Origin of the sequence: Marinomonas ostreistagni, from assembly GCF_016888445.1 — a bacterium.
In the GTDB taxonomy this organism is placed as follows: domain Bacteria; phylum Pseudomonadota; class Gammaproteobacteria; order Pseudomonadales; family Marinomonadaceae; genus Marinomonas; species Marinomonas ostreistagni.
Genome location: NZ_JAFEKF010000001.1, coordinates 962,768 through 979,613 on the forward strand (window position 1 = coordinate 962,768; position 16,846 = coordinate 979,613).

Consider the following 16,846-nt stretch of genomic DNA (forward strand, 5'->3'; position numbering starts at 1 on the left):
GCGCCTCATATAAGAGAAAGTGATGCTTGGCATAGTATCAGCGCTTGGTCTAATACAACAGCCTTGCATTGAGCTGTTATGATGCTTGATCGCCACGACGACACCATTGAAGGAGTATGACTATGAGTCTGATATGTGAGCTAAGCGATCTGCAGCGCCTTTACCACAAGCGTGTGCCAAAGATGTTTCAAGGGTATGCTGAGTCCGGCTCTTGGCAGCAACAAACGCTTGGCCTTAATCAATCAGATTTTCAGCAGATCTTATTTCGTCAGCGGGTTGCACGCGATTTAGAACCGCGCTCACTGGCGACAAAATTGGTAGGCCAGGACGCAAAAATGCCCTTAGCGCTGGCGCCTGTTGGCTTACTTGGCATGCAGCACGCTGATGGTGAAATCCTTGCCGCACAAGCAGCCGAGGAGTTTGGCGTACCCTTTACTCTATCAACCATGAGCATCTGCTCGATCGAGGCGGTCGCGGCAAAAACCTCTAAGCCCTTTTGGTTTCAGCTCTATGTGCAGAAGGATCGTGAATTCACCAAAAAGCTTATCGAACGCGCTAAAGCCGCAGGCTGTTCTGCGTTGGTTGTCACCTTGGATCTACAAATGATCGGACGTCGCCATGCCGATCATCGCAACGGTATGACTGCACCGCCAAAACTGACTATCCCGAATCTAATCGACATCGCTCGTCGCCCGCGCTGGGCGTTTAACATGCTGCAAACCTCTCATCGCCAATTTGGCAATATCCAAGGTTGTGCCACTGGTGTCGACGATATGAATGACCTCATGAAATGGACGGCCAGTTCCTTTGATACCAAGTTAAGCTGGGAAGACATTCGTTACTTTCGTGAGATTTGGCAAGGCCCTTTGATTATCAAAGGCATTATGGAAATAGCTGACGCCCAAGAGTGCGTCAAACTCGGTGCCGATGCCATCGTGGTCTCTAACCATGGAGGTCGACAACTAGACGGCGCACGCTCTTCGATCAGTGTCTTACCTGAAATCGTTGCCGCCGTTGGTGATCAAGTTGATGTATGGCTAGATGGCGGTATCCGTAGTGGTCAAGATATCATCCGCGCCAAAGCATTGGGAGCCAAAGGTGTGATGGTCGGCAGACCGCTGGTGTATGGCTTAGGTGCGATGGGCAAAGCCGGTGTTAGCAAAATGCTGGAGTTATTTCACCAAGAAGCGGAACTGACCATGGCCTTTATCGGCCACCGGGATATTCATCAAATCACCCGCGACGATATTGTCTTCCAGCACGAGAGCTTTCAAGGTGTGCGCTAGACAGCACAAAAAAGGCACCGAGCGGTGCCTTTTTAGTAAATAATTTATTTAATTTATGCTAACTCTTGTGACAGCCAGTCGCTCAGCTCTGTCAGCCAGTGTTCATACGTCGGAAACGCTATTTTTAATTGATCTACGCCATCTACCACATTAGCCGCATTGTAATGCAGCCCTTCTAATCGCGGCGCGAGATTTTCCAGCGGTGCCGGCTCCAGCATGTCTGTATAAACAGTCGCTTGTTTAATGACACCTTTATCTACATCTAAAAGGATCTGCACGCCACCCCATTCAAAACGCTCTTCAAGGCTATGTGTAAACGGTGGCGTATTGCCATAGTTCCATGCCCAGCTACTTTGCTTTTCAAAGCGCTCAGTAAAACCTGGCAGATTGTGGAAATGCTCTGGGGAAATGTATTCTGCCTCGACCTGCTCGCCGTAATACACAGAAAAAGCCGCCATAATAGCGTTGCATACCTTATCATGATCGATATCAGGGCGAATCTGATCTAAGTTGGTCACCCGTGAACGTACCGAGGTAATGCCTTTAGCCTGCAGCTTTTTCTCATCTGGGTTTAAATAATCCCCCAAACGCTGCATATCAGCACTTAACAATAAAGTGCCGTGGTGGAAGCCACGATCCGCCGTTTCGCGATAGGCAGAGCCAGAAAACTTCTTCACCGCCTCGCCATCGTCTACAACTAGATCATTGCGGCCGTTGGCGCGCCCCTTAATGCCTAATGTCTCAAGCCCCGCCAACACAATGTTGGTCGACACGTCTTTATCGTACTCAGGCTTGGGCGCCATAAAAGTAAAATTGGTATTACCTAAATCATGAAACACCGCGCCACCACCAGTTTGTCGACGCGCTAATTTCACATTATCTTGCTGCATACGCTCGGTATCGCATTCACGCCACGGATTTTGCGCTCGTCCAATGACAATCGTATCGGCATTACGCCATAAAAACAGCACGCGCTGATCCGCCGGCAAAGAGCGAAAAATCGTATCTTCTACCGCCAAGTTAAACCAAGGGTCATAGGTATTTGAGATCAGGATCCGCGTTTTATTCATGGCTCGCTTCCTTATGAATCGGATAGATAATTAATTGATATACAACAGATTAACCCAAGGCGGGAGCGTAACCTAGTGGTTATACTAACTTTTGTGCCGTAATACGATCTGTGATCAACACATCAATGTAGCCACCCAGTAGACCTCCTCGCAGCGCCTCAACTTTGTCGCTGCCACCTGCCAATGCGACGACACGTGGGCAGGCACGTAGCTGTTTAAGCGTCATCGAGATCACAGGGTCCTCTGTCTCCTGCAAAACAGGTTGTCCCGCCTGATCGTAGTAATGTAAACAGATATCGCCCACGGCCCCACGATCCAGTAACTCGGAAGCTTTCTCCTCGTTGTAGTAGTTACCCGAATTACGTAGCAAGGTGGACGGCTCCATCGAGCCAATCCCAATCACTGCCACTGTAATATCATCAAACATGGCCACAACTTCGGCCACTTCGGGGCTGCTCATCATGCGTGACTTTTCTTCAATGGAACGGTCAACGCCTGATGCCGGCAGTAAGAAGGCTTCTGACCCCAACATTCTTGCCAAGGAATGCGTTAGCATATTGGCTTGTAGGTTACCATTTTGCCCGACCCCGCCTAAGATCTGCACAACGCCACTGGCCTTGGTGGTTTGCGGATGCATGCTATCGACCATGGCGCGAATCGTTTCACTCCAAGAGGACACACCAATTAAATCATCTTTTTGCAAAGTAGATTGCATATAGTGCGCCGCAGCAGCTCCGATCGCCACACGAATTTGTTCGTTACTCGCTTCTTCTGGCACATCTACGATAACAGCCTGAGTAAAACCGTATTTCGTTTGCAGCTGTTTTTCTAAATCGACAAAGATGTTTTGCGGTTGAACAACACTGATTTTCACTAAGCCTTCTTTTAAACAGCGGCTAATCGCGCGGGAAACTTGTGATTGCGACAAGTTTAACAGCTTTGCAATATCCGCCTGTTTCAAACCATCTGAGTAATAAAGAGTGGCAATTTTAATAAGTAGTCTTAGTTCATTGTAATTTGTATTCATTAAGCGCTCTTCAATCGGTCGTATTTACGGCCACAAGCTTTCAGTCACTTGCTACGGTGAAGTCATAGGTTAAAGGATTTTAGTGTGAATATATATCCAAGATGAGGATTTTTAATCGATTTTGAGCACTTAGAACTGTGACTAATGATGCCTTTGCTTCAACCAATCGAGACTTTGTGCCAAAGAGGCATGAATTTCAGATGCAAACGAGAATTTCTGCTCTGCGTGCTGCATTGTTTCAGGTACGACAATGACTTGTGCCCCCGAAGAATACGCTGAGATCGCACCATTTAAGCTGTCTTCCCAGGCAATACACTCATGTGGCATCACCCCTAAGCGCTGTGCCGCTAACTCAAATACATGAGGATGCGGCTTACTACGCGATGCTTCATAACTGGAGGCTCGAATACTAATCGGCAAATCATGCGCCGCAATTACTCGATCAATGACCGACAATGAGGAAGAGGATGCAATGGCTAGCCGTCCGCCATTGCGATCGATGTACTCCAGCAGTGCCTTGGCACTTGGCATGAGTGCGGCCTTAGGCGATCGCTCCTGCATAAGAATGGTGATTTGTTCACTTAAGCCCACCGCAGAAATCGGTTCATGGGCAAACTGTTGCGCAATTCTTTTACACACTGTCAGCGTTGTGCAACCAGTATATGATTGAATCCATTCATCTCTTACATGACAACCATAAAGAGCGCCCGTAACTTCCTGCACGGTTTGGCGCCATATCGCCTCACTGTTGATCAGCGTACCATCCATGTCAAAAATACAGTTCAACATAAAGCACCTTCCATTATCCGTTGGTTAAGGCTTATTAACGTTAGTTTTTATTGAGGTGTGTATAACGTGCGAGCGATCGCATCCTTCCAGCCATCATATGCTGCACGAAGTGTTTCCATATCACCTTTAGGTTCAATGATTTCTACATTACGCACCAGCGCCGCCAGTTGTGCCCTATCTTGCCACCATCCGAGCGCTTTACCCGCTAAATAACCGGCACCTAAAGCCGACACCTCTGCTGTTTTGCTGCGTATTACAGGACGCTGTAGCAAGTCGGCTTGGAACTGCATCAACCACTTAGATTTTGTCGGACCGCCGTCTACCAATAAGGCTTCAAGGGAATTACCGGACATATTTTCCATCAAATAAAAAACATCCGCTATTTGATAAGCAATCGACTCGAGCGCTGCCCTAGCAAGGGTTGCTGGGGTTGAATAATCCGTTAGACCCGTGATGAGCCCTCGAGCTTCTGATTGCCAATGAGGGGCTCCCAAACCAGATAAAGCAGGCACAAAATAGACACCTCTGTTATCAGGCTCTGATGCCGCCATGTGAGTCAATTGATCTAAGTCTGAAATCCCCAGCATGCGTGACATCCACGCCACGCCAGCACCAGTATGAGTAATATTGCCTTCCAGTGCATAGGTCAGGATGCCATCGTGCCAAGCGATGGTTTTTCCGAGTCGATAGTCTTCCCCTGAGATATCCGTGACTGGCGTCATCAGTGAGCTACCGGTACCGTAAGTCGCCTTGATAACCCCCGGCATAAAGCCACCTTGGCCATAGAGCGCTGCGTGCGAGTCACCGATTTGAGACAAGATTGGCACCCCATCGGGCACACCAGCAAAGCCTTGAGTATGGCCACGCTCAGCAGCAGATGGCAACACTTTGGCAAGTGCAGGCTCTGGAATATCAAAGATTTCCAGCAACTCAGCATCCCATGCTTGCTGATGGATATTGTACAACTGCGTGCGCGACGCATTAGCAGGATCGGTGACAAACTCCTGACCATTGGTTAGCTGCCACACTAGCCAAGTATCCACTGTGCCAATACACAGTTGTCCTTGGCGGGCTTTTTCACGCCCCTGTTCGATATCATTGAGCAGCAAGTGAATTTTCGCTGCGGGAAACAAAGGGTCGATCGGAAGACCTGTTTTCGCTTGAACCACATCGGCTTTAGCACTTTTTGAAAGCTCGCTACAAAAACCAGCCGAGCGACGACACTGCCAGCTCACCACCGGCGTTAAGGGCTCGCCTGTTTGGCGATCCCAAATCAATACCGACTCACGCTGATTGCTGATAGCAATGGCTTGCACATCGACAATAGTAGAACTGAGCGCTGCCTCTATCGCAGCGCGCACAGCAGCAATGATCTCCATCGGATCCTGCTCCGACCAAGCGGACCGTGGATAAGCAATCCCCACAGGATGAGAACCATGACTAATGATTTGCCCATCTTGGTTAATACAGACGGCCTTAGCATTCGTCGTACCTTCATCAATTGCTAAAATCACTTGCTGTGCCATATTGTCTTACTCTTGTTGTACTTATTGATTGATTAATGAAACAACGCTTTGCGCAATACTCTCACTGTCTATGCCAAGACATTTGCGAGTGTACGGACGGTCGCCTGCCGGCGCATACTGACCATCGGCAATGCCTAAGCGAGTAAGGCGTGCTGGCACACCAAATTCTGCCATCACTTCGGCCACGACCGAGCCCGCACCGCCATTGATATTATGCTCTTCCACGGTCAACACCTGCTTCACGCCCTCTAGCTGACTCGCTAGCGCTGCGTTATTTAGAGGTCTGATCGAAGATAAGTTGATCACTCGCGCAGAGATTTTTTGCTTTGCCAACTGCTCGGCTGCAGCAACCGCCTCATGAACCGTTGACCCCATAGCGACTAACGCCACATCACTGCCGTCGACCAGTCGATCTACATTACCTGGCGCAAAAGTGTAGCTGTCATCGTGCAGCTCTGGTAAGGCTTTACCATCCATGCGTACATAAACTGGCCCTTCTTTTTGCAAAGCATATTCAATGATCTGGCGACATTCGATTGGGCAAGATGGCGCGTAGATCTCAATATTACCAAAGCCGCGCATCACAGAAATATCGTCGGTACTGTGGTGCGTACTGGCAAGTGGTCCGTAACTTGCGCCAGCATTTAAACCAAATAATTTAACGTTGGTATTGTTGTAACAAACATCGACTTTGACCTGCTCATTGGCACGCGAAATCAAGAAAGGCGCCGCGTTACAGGTCACCGCAATTTTACCGCCTAAGGCTAACCCGGCAGCCGTACCTACCATCACTTGCTCGGCAATACCGACATTGACCAGGCGCTGCGGGAATTTTTCTTCAAAGGGTTTGATTTTGGAAGTAGACGTCGAGTCTGCTACCACAGGCACAACATCCAAGCCTTTCTCCACTGCTTCAATGAAACACTGGACCATGACATTTGCTAGGTGCTCTGACTTACTCATCTTTCAACTCCTCTAACGCCAAATCAACTTCTTCACCTTTTGGCACACGGTGATGCCATTCTGGTCGACCTTGGATGAATGACACCCCAGCACCCTTCTCAGTATTGGCAATCACCACCTGTGGCTTACCGTTCTTTGGTAGGTTTTCTAGCGTTTCCACCACTGAGGCGATATTGTTGCCTTCACAGTGAGACACACTTAAACCAAACGCTTCCCACTTTTTATCCAGCGGATCCGTCGCCATGATTTCAGAGGTCGCACCGGCCAGCTGAAGTTTGTTTTTATCATTGATGATAATTAAGTTGTCCAAGCCGTAATGCGCCGCGACTAATGCTGCTTCCCAGTTACTGCCCTCGGCTAACTCACCATCTCCGGTGACCGCGTAGATTTTACGCTGACTGCCAGATTTCTTAGCGGCAATGGCAAGTCCAACCGCAACAGGCAAACCGTGACCTAAAGCGCCCGTATTCAGCTCAACGCCCGGTGTTTTCTGACGCACAGGATGGCCTGGTAGTTTTGAGTCATTGTGCTGATAAGTCGGTAACCAGTCTGTCGGGATATAGCCCGCTTCTGCTAGCACACAGTAATACCCGCCTGCCGCATGGCCTTTCGACTGAATGTAAATATCGCGCTCAGGATCATCTAAGCGATCTGGCGCACAGTTTAAAATGCGAAAGTACAGAGACGTTACGATTTCGACCTGTGAAAGATCTGCACCAGTGTGCCCACCAGCTGGACTGTTGGCATTGAGTTTGATGATTTGGCGACGAACAGCTTTGGCTTTACGCTCTAGCTCTTCAATAGACAACGAGAATGGATTCATAAACCCTCCCAATGATTATTTATTCCAAACTGAATATTTATTCTATGGAGGCAAAAAAAATAGTTGTTTGGGTCATGATGAGTGCGTAGCAATGGCCTCGCACTCATCGCGTAATGATGACGCCTCAAGTCATCTGCTTTGGCTTACCAGCAGCAGAAGCCACCATCTACCAACAGATCAACGCCTGTACAGTAAGACGCCGCATCGCTGGCTAGGAAGATCGCAGGACCTACCATTTCATTCACCGAAGCCATGCGCCCCATTGGCGTTTGAGATTCAAATTCTTTCGTTTGATGAACCATCTCTGGTCGTGTGTTCATCGGTGTGGCGGTATAGCCTGGGCTAATCGAGTTGACGCGAATACCTTTGCCAACCCACTCCATCGCCATGCTTTTCGTCATATGGATCACGCCTGCTTTGGAAGCGTTGTAATGCACTTGCTCCAAGCCACGGTTAACGATCACACCAGACATCGAGGCGATGTTAATGATCGAGCCCTTACCATTTTTAATCATGGCATTGGCCTCCGCTTGGCAAGACAAAAAGACACCTTTCATATTAATGTCCATCAGCGTTTGGTATTGATCCTCTGCCATCTCTTCACAGGGATTGGCATTAGCAATACCCGCCGCGTTGACCGCAATACTTAAAGCGCCAAGGGCTTCTTCTGTTTTGGCTACCGCGGAGGTCATCGAGTCTTTAGACGTCACGTCCGCACAAATCGCAATCGCTTTGCGACCCAATGATTCAATCAGTTCGATGGTTTCTTGTAGCCCACCGTCTTCGCGACGATCGACACAGGCTACGTCTGCACCTGACTGCGCCAAGCCAATGGCAATGCGCTGACCGATACCACTGCCCGCGCCCGTTACCAATGCAACATCACCTGTTAAATTAAATAATTCAGGCGTATTTAAATTATCAAGATTCATATCGTTCACCTTCTGGTGTAATTACTTAAGCCTGTAGCGGCCTTTCATGAATATTAAGCGGTGGCCAGTTCCATCACTGAGACATCGTTCGCTTGATCTTGCTCTAAGATCCCGGTTTGCTCCCCATGCGCCATAACCATGACACGGTTAGAAACCCCCAATACTTCTTCCAAATCTGAGCTAACGACAATCACGCTGACACCTTTCTTCGCCAGCCCTACGATAATTTCATAAATCGAAGAGCGTGCGCCGACATCGATACCGCGCGTCGGCTCATCAAGCAGCACAACTTGTGGGTTGCGCGCTAACCACTTCGCAATCACCACCTTTTGCTGGTTACCGCCTGACATCTCATCGGCGTGCTGATTAGCCGCCCCTTTAACGCCAAACTTACGAATGTTCTCTTCGGCAAACTCTAAGATTTTAGAGCGTCGAATCCAGCCGCCCTGTGCTACGGACTCCATATTGGAATAGCCAATGTTTTCCGCAATGCTGTGCTCTAACACAAGACCTTGCAGCTTGCGGTCTTCTGGTACTAATACCACACCATTTTGGATCGACTGCCATGGCGACTTGGGCGTGACATCAACGCCATTGAGCAAAACCTGCCCTTGGCTGACTTTGTCTGCACCGGCAATCGCACGGACTACTTCAGTACGGCCTGAGCCCACTAGGCCAGCAATACCTAGGATTTCGCCTTTACGGACTTGGAAGTTGATATCGCGAAACTTTTGCTCCGCTGAGCATAGATTCTTCACCTCTAACACCACCTCATCTTGCGGTGTCGGAATAGCTGGGAACATTTGCTCTAGACTGCGGCCGACCATACTTTCGACAATGGTTTTGACTGGCAAATCGGCATTCGGGAATTCTTTTACTTTGGCACCGTCACGCATAACGACGATTCGATCGGCGACACGTTTGATCTCTTCAAGTCGGTGAGAAATGTAAATGATGCCAACGCCTTCGCTCTTAAGTTTGTCGATCTGGTCATATAGCAACTCAGATTCCGCCACACCCAGTGACGCCGTAGGCTCATCTAGAATGAGCATTTTGGCATTCAGCGCTAGCGCTTTGGCAATCTCAATTAATTGCTGATTCGCTGTTGATAACCCCTCCACTTTGCGTGAAGCGGGCAGATCCAAACCTAAGCGCTGCAGTTGCTCCGTTGCTTTGGCCTCCATAGTCGCGCGGTCTACACGACCATTTTTCATCGGATAGCGACCCACGTACACGTTCTCGGCAATCGAAAGATGCGGTAGCAAGCGGAGCTCTTGGTGGATAAGACCCACCCCAAGATCGATCGCTTCTCGAGGCGTACTAGGGGAATAGGCTTTACCGAGCCACATCATCTCACCTACCGTCGGACTCTTAGAGCCAGCGATAATGCCAGACAAGGTGGACTTGCCCGCACCATTTTCCCCTAGCAATGCTATGACCTCCCCCGCATACAAGTCCAAGTCTATCCCATGCAACACCTCGGTAGGTCCGTAGGTTTTACGTATGTTTTTCAGAGATAGAATGGGCGCTTTAGATTGAGAAGTCATAACATCACCTTTTTATTATTGGTTACTGACACGTTAATTTGTTAGCCATCGCAGTTATGGATGTTCTGCGATAAAGGCCTCAACGTTTTCTTTGGTGGTCAACGTAGCATCCAGACGATTCTCTGCATCGACGTCTTCACCATTTACCAATTTAATAGCTGAATCGACAGCCAAGCGGCCCATCAACTGCGTTTGTTGTGTTGCCGTAACATCAAACACACCATCACGGATGGCTTCTAATGCTGCGGTGTCACCATCAAAACCGCCGACATAAATGCGCTGCGGCATGTCAGAAACTTTAATCGCTTGTGCCGCACCCAGTGCTAGGCCATCGGCTTGAGCAAAGATGATGCTGACATCAGGGTGTGCTTGCAGTAGGTTCTGCGTGATTTGGAAGCCTTCATCTTGGGACCACATGTTAGACCATTGTTCTTCGACCACTTCGACCTTGTCGTATTCGGCAATCGCATTATTACAGCCTTCGCTACGCTCAATCTCAGGCGTGGTACCTTTTTGACCATGGATCATCAGCATTTGGCCTTCGCCACCCGCTTGCTCAATAATGTGCTTACATACTTGGTACGCCGAGCTCACACTGTCAGTGGTAATAAATGTATCCCCTGGTGCACCGGCTGGGTTGCGGTCGATATTGATAATCGGCACGCCTTCAGCTCGTGCCAAGCGAGCTGGCACAGTCGCAGCTGCCGCCCCTGCTGGGATGTAAATCAATGCATCAATGTTTTGCGTTAACAGATCCTGTACTTGGCTGACCTGTGTCGCACTATCACCGCGGGCATCCACCGTGATAATTTCGATTCCTTTTTCCTCACCATAGGCTTCAACTGACTGCTTAATCTGATTAAAGAAGTTCGCTTGAAGGTTCGCTACAGCCAAGCCTACTTTCTCTACTTCCGCAGAGGCCGTCATTGGCACAAGAGATGCCGTTGCTACCGCTGTTGCCAACATGGTTTTTATCATTTTTTTCATGTCATTCTCCTTGGTTTGGTCAACCTATGCCGCGCCTAGGCTGGCATAGGTCTTTGAATTAACGCTAAACGATGATTATGCTTGTTTTTTCTTAAGAGCTTCTGCGGCCACGGCCAATACAATCACTAGACCAATGATCACTTGCTGCATAAATGGTGACACCCCTAATAGGTTTAATCCGTTACGTAGCACACCGATAATCAGCACACCAATGATGGTGCCACCAATACCGCCTGAACCACCTGTCAGACTGGTGCCACCGATAACCACAGCGGCAATCGTATCCAACTCGTAGGCAAAACCTGAGCTAGGCTGAACAGAATCCAAGCGCGCTGCCATCACCACACCAGCTAAGCCTGCCAGAGTGCTCGCTGTCACATAGACCCAGATAGTAGCTTTCTTAACGTTAATACCCGCTAAGCGCGCCACCTCAGCATTACCGCCAATGGCATATAATGAGCGACCGCCAGCACGGTATCTTTGATAAAGAAACGCCACCAGAAACACCACCAGCATGATGGCGACGGTAATCGTCAAAAAGCCACCATGGCGAATAATAGCGGATAAGTTAAACCACGCAGGGAACCCGACGATTTGCTGACCGTCAGTAATCATATTGGCCAAGCCGCGTGCGATCGACATCATTGCTAACGTGGCAATAAACGCAGGCACATTGAAGCGAGTAATCATGACCCCTGAGGCGAGACCACACATCCCTGCCACCACCAGCGATATCAGAATAGAAGCAGGTAAAGGAATGCCTGCATAATTGGTGAGATAGCCCATCACCATCATGGCTAAGGCAAGTACCGATCCGACAGCCAAATCAATGCCGCCGATCATAATCACAAACGTCATACCGACCGCCATAATCCCTAATACAGTGATCTGGTCGAGAATGTTGAGAAAGTTACGTAGCGTAAAAAACGAATCGGTGGCAAACGAAAGGAAGATACAAAGTGCGATTAACCCGATCAAAGGGCCAGTAGCCCCATGCCCAGAAAAAAGCGACACAATGCGATTGCGAAGATGATTGGTAGGCGTCGTTGAGACCACACCTGACTCACTAACTTGTGACATGAGAACTACCTCATAATTTATTATTTTTGAATATTTATTCGATCATGTATATATTCAAGCACCGCATTTTTTCTCTGTCAAACCTTTTGCACAAAATCTACGCACGACTTTGGTCGTAAACCACAATAGCAAAGACATCTTGCTTCAATGTGGTGCATTTTTTGACGTAAAAAGGGTTTATCTCTGTTTCAAATAGCGTTAGCTTTACGCCTCATGAATATTTATATATCTATGGATATTTATTCAAAGACAGATGAAGGAGAATAAGAATGCCAAATAATCTTGTCATACTCGGTGGAAATAAAGGGATCGGATTGGGGATCACCAAGCGCTTTTTAAACGATGGTTTTAACGTGGTCATCGGTACTAACGATGCCAATCTCAGCGACACCCAAGCCGCTCTCGAAAGCGAATTTACAGATCAAACCATCCGTGTTCTTAATTGCGATATTGCCAACCTTGAGTCCGTTAAGGCCTTCTATCAAGAAGCTTATGAGGTCTTAGGCCAGATCGACGTAGTGGTGAATAATGCCGGCGTTATCAGAATCTCAAAGCTTGAGGACGTCACTGAGCAAGATTGGGATCTGACCATGGACGTCAATACAAAAGGCATGTTTTTCTCTTGTGCCGAGGCTGTCAAACTGATGCGTAAGAATGGCAATGCCGGACGCATTATTAATACCGCGTCAGGTCAATCTCGTGAAGGTTTTGTTTATACCCCACACTATGCCGCCAGCAAATTTGGTGTTGTTGGTCTCACCCAAAGTCTCGCCAAAGAAGTCGCTCGCGATGGTATTACCGTCAACGCGATATGTCCTGGCATCATTCATACAGAGATGTGGGATTACAACGACAGCGTTTGGGGCAAATTATTAGGTGATTACGAGCCTGGCGCTTTGATGAAAGAATGGGTAGCCAATATCCCTATGCAACGAGCCGGAACGCCCAGTGAAGTTGCAGGTTTGGTTGCGTTTCTGGCAGGCCCTGATGCCGTCTATATCACCGGTCAATCGATCAACGTGGATGGCGGCTTAATCATGTCCTAACCCCTACCTAACCAGCGGTAGGCTCTGCCAGTCGGTGGTATACGCGGGCGATAGGCGTTCGCGTTTCATCGCCCAATGTTGCTCATGGCCTTGGGCCGCGAGGTAGAGTTGGCCGCGGCCACTTTGGTTGATCTGATCCATTACGCCCATCAGGGTTTGCGCTTTGGCGTGACTACTAGCATCGTAAAACAAGTCTGCTTGCAGCGTGTTGTATTGGTAGAAGTCGGTCAGCATGACGCCCGCTTTCGCATAACGATAGCCGGCGCGGTAAAGTTTGCTCAGCAGCTCATCAGCGGCTTTTTGTAGTACACGCGTATCATCGGTGGGTGTGGGCAGTTCGCAGCTCAGCGCATTGGCATAATAAGGATCATGCTCGTTAAACGCTCCGGTACGGATAAACACCTGTAGCACTTTGGCCAGCTGTTGTTCGGCGCGCAGCTTCTCCCCCGCACGACTGATATGCATAGTGATGGCTTGACGTAATGAGGCTTGATCAGTGATACGCTCACCAAACGAGCGACTGGCGACGATCTGCTGCTTCGTCGGCGGCACCTGCTCCAGCGCCAGGCAAGACCAGCCATTGAGCTCTTGAATGGTGCGCTCTAACACCACCGAATATTCGCTGCGCAGCATTTTCGGGTTAGCATCGGCCAAGTCTAATGCGGTAAATATCCCTCGTTGATTGAGCTTTTTGACTAAGCGTCGGCCGACGCCCCAAACTTCTGCCACATCCACCAGCGCCATCAAGCGTCGCTGACGAGCGCTGTCCATTAGATTGACCACCGAGCCTGTCGCGGGATAACGCTTGGCCGCGTGATTGGCAAGTTTGGCCAGCGTCTTAGTCGGCGCAATGCCGATGCCGACGGTAATGCCTGTACATTGGTCTACTTTAGCTTTGACTTGGCGCCCAAACTCGGTCAAATCACAACATCCTTCGATACCGGATAAGTCCAAAAATGCTTCATCAATGGAGTAGATTTCGACGCGCGGCGCTTCCTGCTCCAAGATGCCCATGACGCGGCTCGACATATCGGCGTACAGCGCATAGTTAGACGAAAAACACACCACGCCCTGCTCAGCCAGTTGCTCGCGCACTTGGAAAAAAGGCGCGCCCATCTTGATGCCAAGGGCTTTGGCTTCTTTAGAGCGCGCGATAATGCAACCATCATTATTAGATAACACTACCACCGGCCGGTCGCGTAAATCAGGGCGAAATACCCGCTCGCAACTGGCGTAAAAATTGTTGCAATCGACCAAGGCAAACACTGGTTTCATCGGGTAAACTTCCTCACCACGCCCGTCACCACACCAAAGATTTCAAATGCAGCATCCTCCGACACCGGTATCAAAGGATACTGAGGATTGCGCGGGCGCAGCGCCACACTTGGTTGCAAACACAGCTCCTTAACGGTCAATTCACCAAACAGCGCCGCGATCACAATATCGCCGTGTTTCGCCGTCAATGAACGATCCACCACCAACACATCATTAGAGTAAATCCCCGCCTCAATCATCGAGTCGCCTTGGGCGCGCACAAAAAACGTTGCATTCGGATGCTGAATGCACAGCTCGTTAAGATCCAAACTACGCTCGACGTAATCTTGCGCGGGCGAAGGAAAGCCTGCTGACACCAGATCGCTGTATAACGGGATTTGAAGACGTTCTAATGATTGAAAGACGGCAGGGTCCACTGCCCCCAAATATGTGACTTGCATCGTAACACCTACACCAAAACTGTATATTTATACAGTATCCTACAAGTTGTTTCATTTGGCAAAGTCAAAAACACGCTTTTACAGGCACAAACATGCACATTTCCATATATACTAATTTCCATATATGATGCGCACACGTTTTTGTACAACCGTAAGGACACCCCATGGGAATTTTTGAACGTTATTTAAGTATCTGGGTAGGACTCGCCATCATTGCCGGCATCGTCTTTGGCAACTTGGCACCCAGTCTGTTTGAGCTGATCGCCGCCTTAGAGCTGGCACACGTAAACTTAGTGGTCGGCGTACTGATCTGGTTAATGATCTATCCGATGATGGTGCAGATCGATTTTTCGTCACTAAAAGACATCGGCACCAAACCTAAAGGCCTCGTACTCACCTTAGTGATCAACTGGTTGATTAAACCCTTTACCATGGCTTTGCTGGGTTGGCTGTTTTTCAAAGGCCTGTTTGCCGACTGGGTCGACCCACAAACCGCCAATGAATACATCGCAGGCATGATCTTATTAGGCGTCGCACCCTGTACGGCCATGGTGTTTGTCTGGAGCCAGCTAACCAAAGGGGATCCGAATTACACCTTGGTGCAGGTATCGGTCAACGATGTGATCATGATCTTTGCCTTTGCGCCTATTGCAGGCTTTTTGCTGGGCATCACTGACATCGCCGTACCGTGGGACACGTTGTTACTATCGGTGGTTTTGTATGTGGTGATTCCGCTGCTTGCGGGGGCTTGGACGCGCCGTTGGGCCAATCGCAAACACGATGAGCACGCCCTCGAGCATTTGCTTAGCACCTTAAAGCCTTGGTCGATCGTCGGCTTACTGACCACCGTCGTGCTGTTGTTTGGCTTTCAGGCCACCACCATTTTGGCGCAACCTGAAGCCATCGTGCTGATCGCCATTCCGCTGATGATTCAAACCTACGGCATCTTTGCGATCGCCTACTTCTTGGCGAAGAAGTTGCGTTTATCTCACGCTGTCGCGGCACCTGCCTGCATGATCGGCACATCTAACTTCTTCGAACTTGCCGTGGCGGTGGCGATTTCGCTATTTGGCCTGCACTCCGGCGCAGCACTAGCAACAGTGGTCGGCGTGCTAGTGGAAGTCCCTGTGATGCTCAGTTTAGTCTGGTTTGCCAACCGTACGCGCCACTGGTTTGAGTGATTAGGAAATATCGATCTGATAACGAAAGGTTTGCGCCGCACCTTTAGAGACACGGTACTCAAGCGGCGTTTTATCATAGCCATAAGCCACACGTTCGATCACCGCGACGGGAGACTTCTCCTCAATCCCTAACGCGCTAGCCACTGACGCACTGGCCATTTCGATGGTCAGTGTTTCGGTCGCCGACGCCACACGCTGACCACAGACTCGTTCATAAAGCGGGTATAAAAGATTATCAAAATCAGCCGGTGCAATGGCTTCAAGCGGCGCAAACAGCATACGCGACAACCAAATCTCTTCCACCAACACTACTTGCTCATCAAGCAAACGAGTACGCTGTAACTGGATCGCCAACTCACCGGCCTGGAGCGCCAGCGCTTGCGCCGCCACATCAGGCAAAGGCGCGAGTGTGTTGGCCAGTACATTACCTTGCGGCACGCTCTGCTGCGATAGCGCCGTCTGGCGAAAAAAACGAAACAAGGCATCATCAAAGGTCGGTCGCTTCACAAACGTGCCACGCCCTTGGCTGCGATACAGTAGCCCTTCTGCCACCAGTGTATCCACCGCCTTGCGCACCGTGCCGATGGCCACATCGTAGCGTTTGGTTAGCTCTGTTTCCGTCGGGATGGCAGTATCGGGCAACCAGACACCAGCGCGGATATTGTCCAAGATTTCATCACGAACTTGCTGATAAAGGGGCAGTCGTTCATCCCTTCCCTGCTTGAATTGCGCCATGTTCAATCCTCTTATTTGCGAGCGGCTATTCTAGTGCGCCAGCGATAACGCGTCCATCCACTGTGGTTGACTTAAGTTACCAAACTCAATATATTCCACCAGACATCTATTCATATATATGAATTTTGCTGAAGACATA

General features: G+C 49.4%; 16 protein-coding genes. 3 read left to right on the forward strand and 13 right to left on the reverse strand.

The window, feature by feature from the left end:
* Nucleotides 1-122: 122 nt before the first annotated feature.
* Nucleotides 123-1,286 (forward strand): alpha-hydroxy acid oxidase, encoded by a 1,164-nt coding sequence (locus JQX58_RS04660; RefSeq protein ID WP_204145633.1) that lies wholly within the window; start codon nt 123-125, stop codon nt 1,284-1,286.
* A gap of 53 nt (nt 1,287-1,339) precedes the next feature.
* Here JQX58_RS04660 and JQX58_RS04665 read toward each other — a convergent pair whose 3' ends face one another.
* From JQX58_RS04665 to JQX58_RS04710, 10 genes are all read right to left on the reverse strand, one after another.
* A complete protein-coding gene (locus tag JQX58_RS04665; protein ID WP_204145634.1) occupies nt 1,340-2,356 on the reverse strand; it encodes a lipoate--protein ligase in 1,017 nt (338 codons plus the stop codon).
* Between the two features lie 79 nt (nt 2,357-2,435).
* Entirely contained in the window at nt 2,436-3,383 is a 948-nt protein-coding gene (locus JQX58_RS04670; RefSeq protein ID WP_204145635.1) for a sugar-binding transcriptional regulator, read from the reverse strand.
* 141 nt (nt 3,384-3,524) lie between these two features.
* Nucleotides 3,525-4,172, reverse strand: a complete 648-nt coding sequence (locus JQX58_RS04675; protein WP_204145636.1) for an HAD family hydrolase — start codon at nt 4,170-4,172, stop codon at nt 3,525-3,527.
* A 47-nt stretch (nt 4,173-4,219) separates the two neighbouring features.
* Nucleotides 4,220-5,698 carry an FGGY family carbohydrate kinase gene (locus tag JQX58_RS04680; RefSeq protein WP_204145637.1) on the reverse strand — a complete coding sequence of 493 codons (1,479 nt, stop codon included), beginning with the start codon at nt 5,696-5,698 and terminating at the stop codon, nt 4,220-4,222.
* A gap of 21 nt (nt 5,699-5,719) precedes the next feature.
* Nucleotides 5,720-6,661, reverse strand: coding sequence for a transketolase family protein (locus JQX58_RS04685; RefSeq protein ID WP_204145638.1), 942 nt, complete (start codon nt 6,659-6,661; stop codon nt 5,720-5,722).
* A complete protein-coding gene (locus JQX58_RS04690; protein WP_204145639.1) occupies nt 6,654-7,484 on the reverse strand; it encodes a transketolase in 831 nt (276 codons plus the stop codon). The genes JQX58_RS04685 and JQX58_RS04690 overlap by 8 nt, the downstream gene beginning before the upstream one ends.
* A gap of 143 nt (nt 7,485-7,627) precedes the next feature.
* Nucleotides 7,628-8,416 carry an SDR family oxidoreductase gene (locus JQX58_RS04695; protein WP_204145640.1) on the reverse strand — a complete coding sequence of 263 codons (789 nt, stop codon included), beginning with the start codon at nt 8,414-8,416 and terminating at the stop codon, nt 7,628-7,630.
* A gap of 53 nt (nt 8,417-8,469) precedes the next feature.
* Complete coding sequence (locus tag JQX58_RS04700; protein ID WP_204145641.1) at nt 8,470-9,963, reverse strand: sugar ABC transporter ATP-binding protein; 1,494 nt, start codon at nt 9,961-9,963, stop codon at nt 8,470-8,472.
* A gap of 54 nt (nt 9,964-10,017) precedes the next feature.
* Entirely contained in the window at nt 10,018-10,950 is a 933-nt protein-coding gene (locus tag JQX58_RS04705; protein WP_204145642.1) for a sugar ABC transporter substrate-binding protein, read from the reverse strand.
* Nucleotides 10,951-11,025: 75 nt separating this feature from the next.
* Nucleotides 11,026-12,030: an ABC transporter permease gene (locus tag JQX58_RS04710; RefSeq protein ID WP_204145643.1), complete on the reverse strand. Its 1,005-nt coding sequence runs from the start codon at nt 12,028-12,030 to the stop codon at nt 11,026-11,028.
* A 269-nt stretch (nt 12,031-12,299) separates the two neighbouring features.
* Here JQX58_RS04710 and JQX58_RS04715 point away from each other — a divergent pair, with 269 nt between their 5' ends.
* Nucleotides 12,300-13,076 carry an SDR family oxidoreductase gene (locus JQX58_RS04715; RefSeq protein ID WP_204145644.1) on the forward strand — a complete coding sequence of 259 codons (777 nt, stop codon included), beginning with the start codon at nt 12,300-12,302 and terminating at the stop codon, nt 13,074-13,076.
* A 3-nt stretch (nt 13,077-13,079) separates the two neighbouring features.
* On the opposite strand, the gene umuC is transcribed toward JQX58_RS04715, so the two are convergent.
* Nucleotides 13,080-14,351 (reverse strand): translesion error-prone DNA polymerase V subunit UmuC, encoded by a 1,272-nt coding sequence (gene umuC / locus JQX58_RS04720; protein WP_239090140.1) that lies wholly within the window; start codon nt 14,349-14,351, stop codon nt 13,080-13,082.
* Complete coding sequence (gene umuD / locus JQX58_RS04725) at nt 14,348-14,791, reverse strand: translesion error-prone DNA polymerase V autoproteolytic subunit (RefSeq protein WP_204145645.1); 444 nt, start codon at nt 14,789-14,791, stop codon at nt 14,348-14,350. The genes umuC and umuD overlap by 4 nt, the downstream gene beginning before the upstream one ends.
* Before the next feature lie 164 nt (nt 14,792-14,955).
* Here umuD and arsB point away from each other — a divergent pair, with 164 nt between their 5' ends.
* Entirely contained in the window at nt 14,956-15,972 is a 1,017-nt protein-coding gene (arsB, locus tag JQX58_RS04730; protein ID WP_204145646.1) for an ACR3 family arsenite efflux transporter, read from the forward strand.
* Here arsB and JQX58_RS04735 read toward each other — a convergent pair whose 3' ends face one another.
* Complete coding sequence (locus tag JQX58_RS04735) at nt 15,973-16,707, reverse strand: GntR family transcriptional regulator (RefSeq protein WP_204145647.1); 735 nt, start codon at nt 16,705-16,707, stop codon at nt 15,973-15,975.
* Nucleotides 16,708-16,846 lie beyond the last annotated feature (139 nt).

Bases quoted from the DNA above. Each gene is read 5' to 3' on its own strand.
- JQX58_RS04715 (WP_204145644.1), top strand. From the start codon at position 12,300: ATGCCAAATAATCTTGTCATACTCGGTGGAAATAAAGGGATCGGATTG.
- JQX58_RS04675 (WP_204145636.1), bottom strand. From the start codon at position 4,172: ATGTTGAACTGTATTTTTGACATGGATGGTACGCTGATCAACAGTGAG.
- umuD (WP_204145645.1), bottom strand. From the start codon at position 14,791: ATGCAAGTCACATATTTGGGGGCAGTGGACCCTGCCGTCTTTCAATCA.
- JQX58_RS04700 (WP_204145641.1), bottom strand. From the start codon at position 9,963: ATGACTTCTCAATCTAAAGCGCCCATTCTATCTCTGAAAAACATACGT.
- JQX58_RS04690 (WP_204145639.1), bottom strand. From the start codon at position 7,484: ATGAATCCATTCTCGTTGTCTATTGAAGAGCTAGAGCGTAAAGCCAAA.
- JQX58_RS04735 (WP_204145647.1), bottom strand. From the start codon at position 16,707: ATGGCGCAATTCAAGCAGGGAAGGGATGAACGACTGCCCCTTTATCAG.
- arsB (WP_204145646.1), top strand. From the start codon at position 14,956: ATGGGAATTTTTGAACGTTATTTAAGTATCTGGGTAGGACTCGCCATC.
- JQX58_RS04670 (WP_204145635.1), bottom strand. From the start codon at position 3,383: ATGAATACAAATTACAATGAACTAAGACTACTTATTAAAATTGCCACT.
- JQX58_RS04695 (WP_204145640.1), bottom strand. From the start codon at position 8,416: ATGAATCTTGATAATTTAAATACGCCTGAATTATTTAATTTAACAGGT.
- JQX58_RS04685 (WP_204145638.1), bottom strand. From the start codon at position 6,661: ATGAGTAAGTCAGAGCACCTAGCAAATGTCATGGTCCAGTGTTTCATT.
- JQX58_RS04680 (WP_204145637.1), bottom strand. From the start codon at position 5,698: ATGGCACAGCAAGTGATTTTAGCAATTGATGAAGGTACGACGAATGCT.
- umuC (WP_239090140.1), bottom strand. From the start codon at position 14,351: ATGAAACCAGTGTTTGCCTTGGTCGATTGCAACAATTTTTACGCCAGT.
- JQX58_RS04710 (WP_204145643.1), bottom strand. From the start codon at position 12,030: ATGTCACAAGTTAGTGAGTCAGGTGTGGTCTCAACGACGCCTACCAAT.
- JQX58_RS04705 (WP_204145642.1), bottom strand. From the start codon at position 10,950: ATGAAAAAAATGATAAAAACCATGTTGGCAACAGCGGTAGCAACGGCA.
- JQX58_RS04660 (WP_204145633.1), top strand. From the start codon at position 123: ATGAGTCTGATATGTGAGCTAAGCGATCTGCAGCGCCTTTACCACAAG.
- JQX58_RS04665 (WP_204145634.1), bottom strand. From the start codon at position 2,356: ATGAATAAAACGCGGATCCTGATCTCAAATACCTATGACCCTTGGTTT.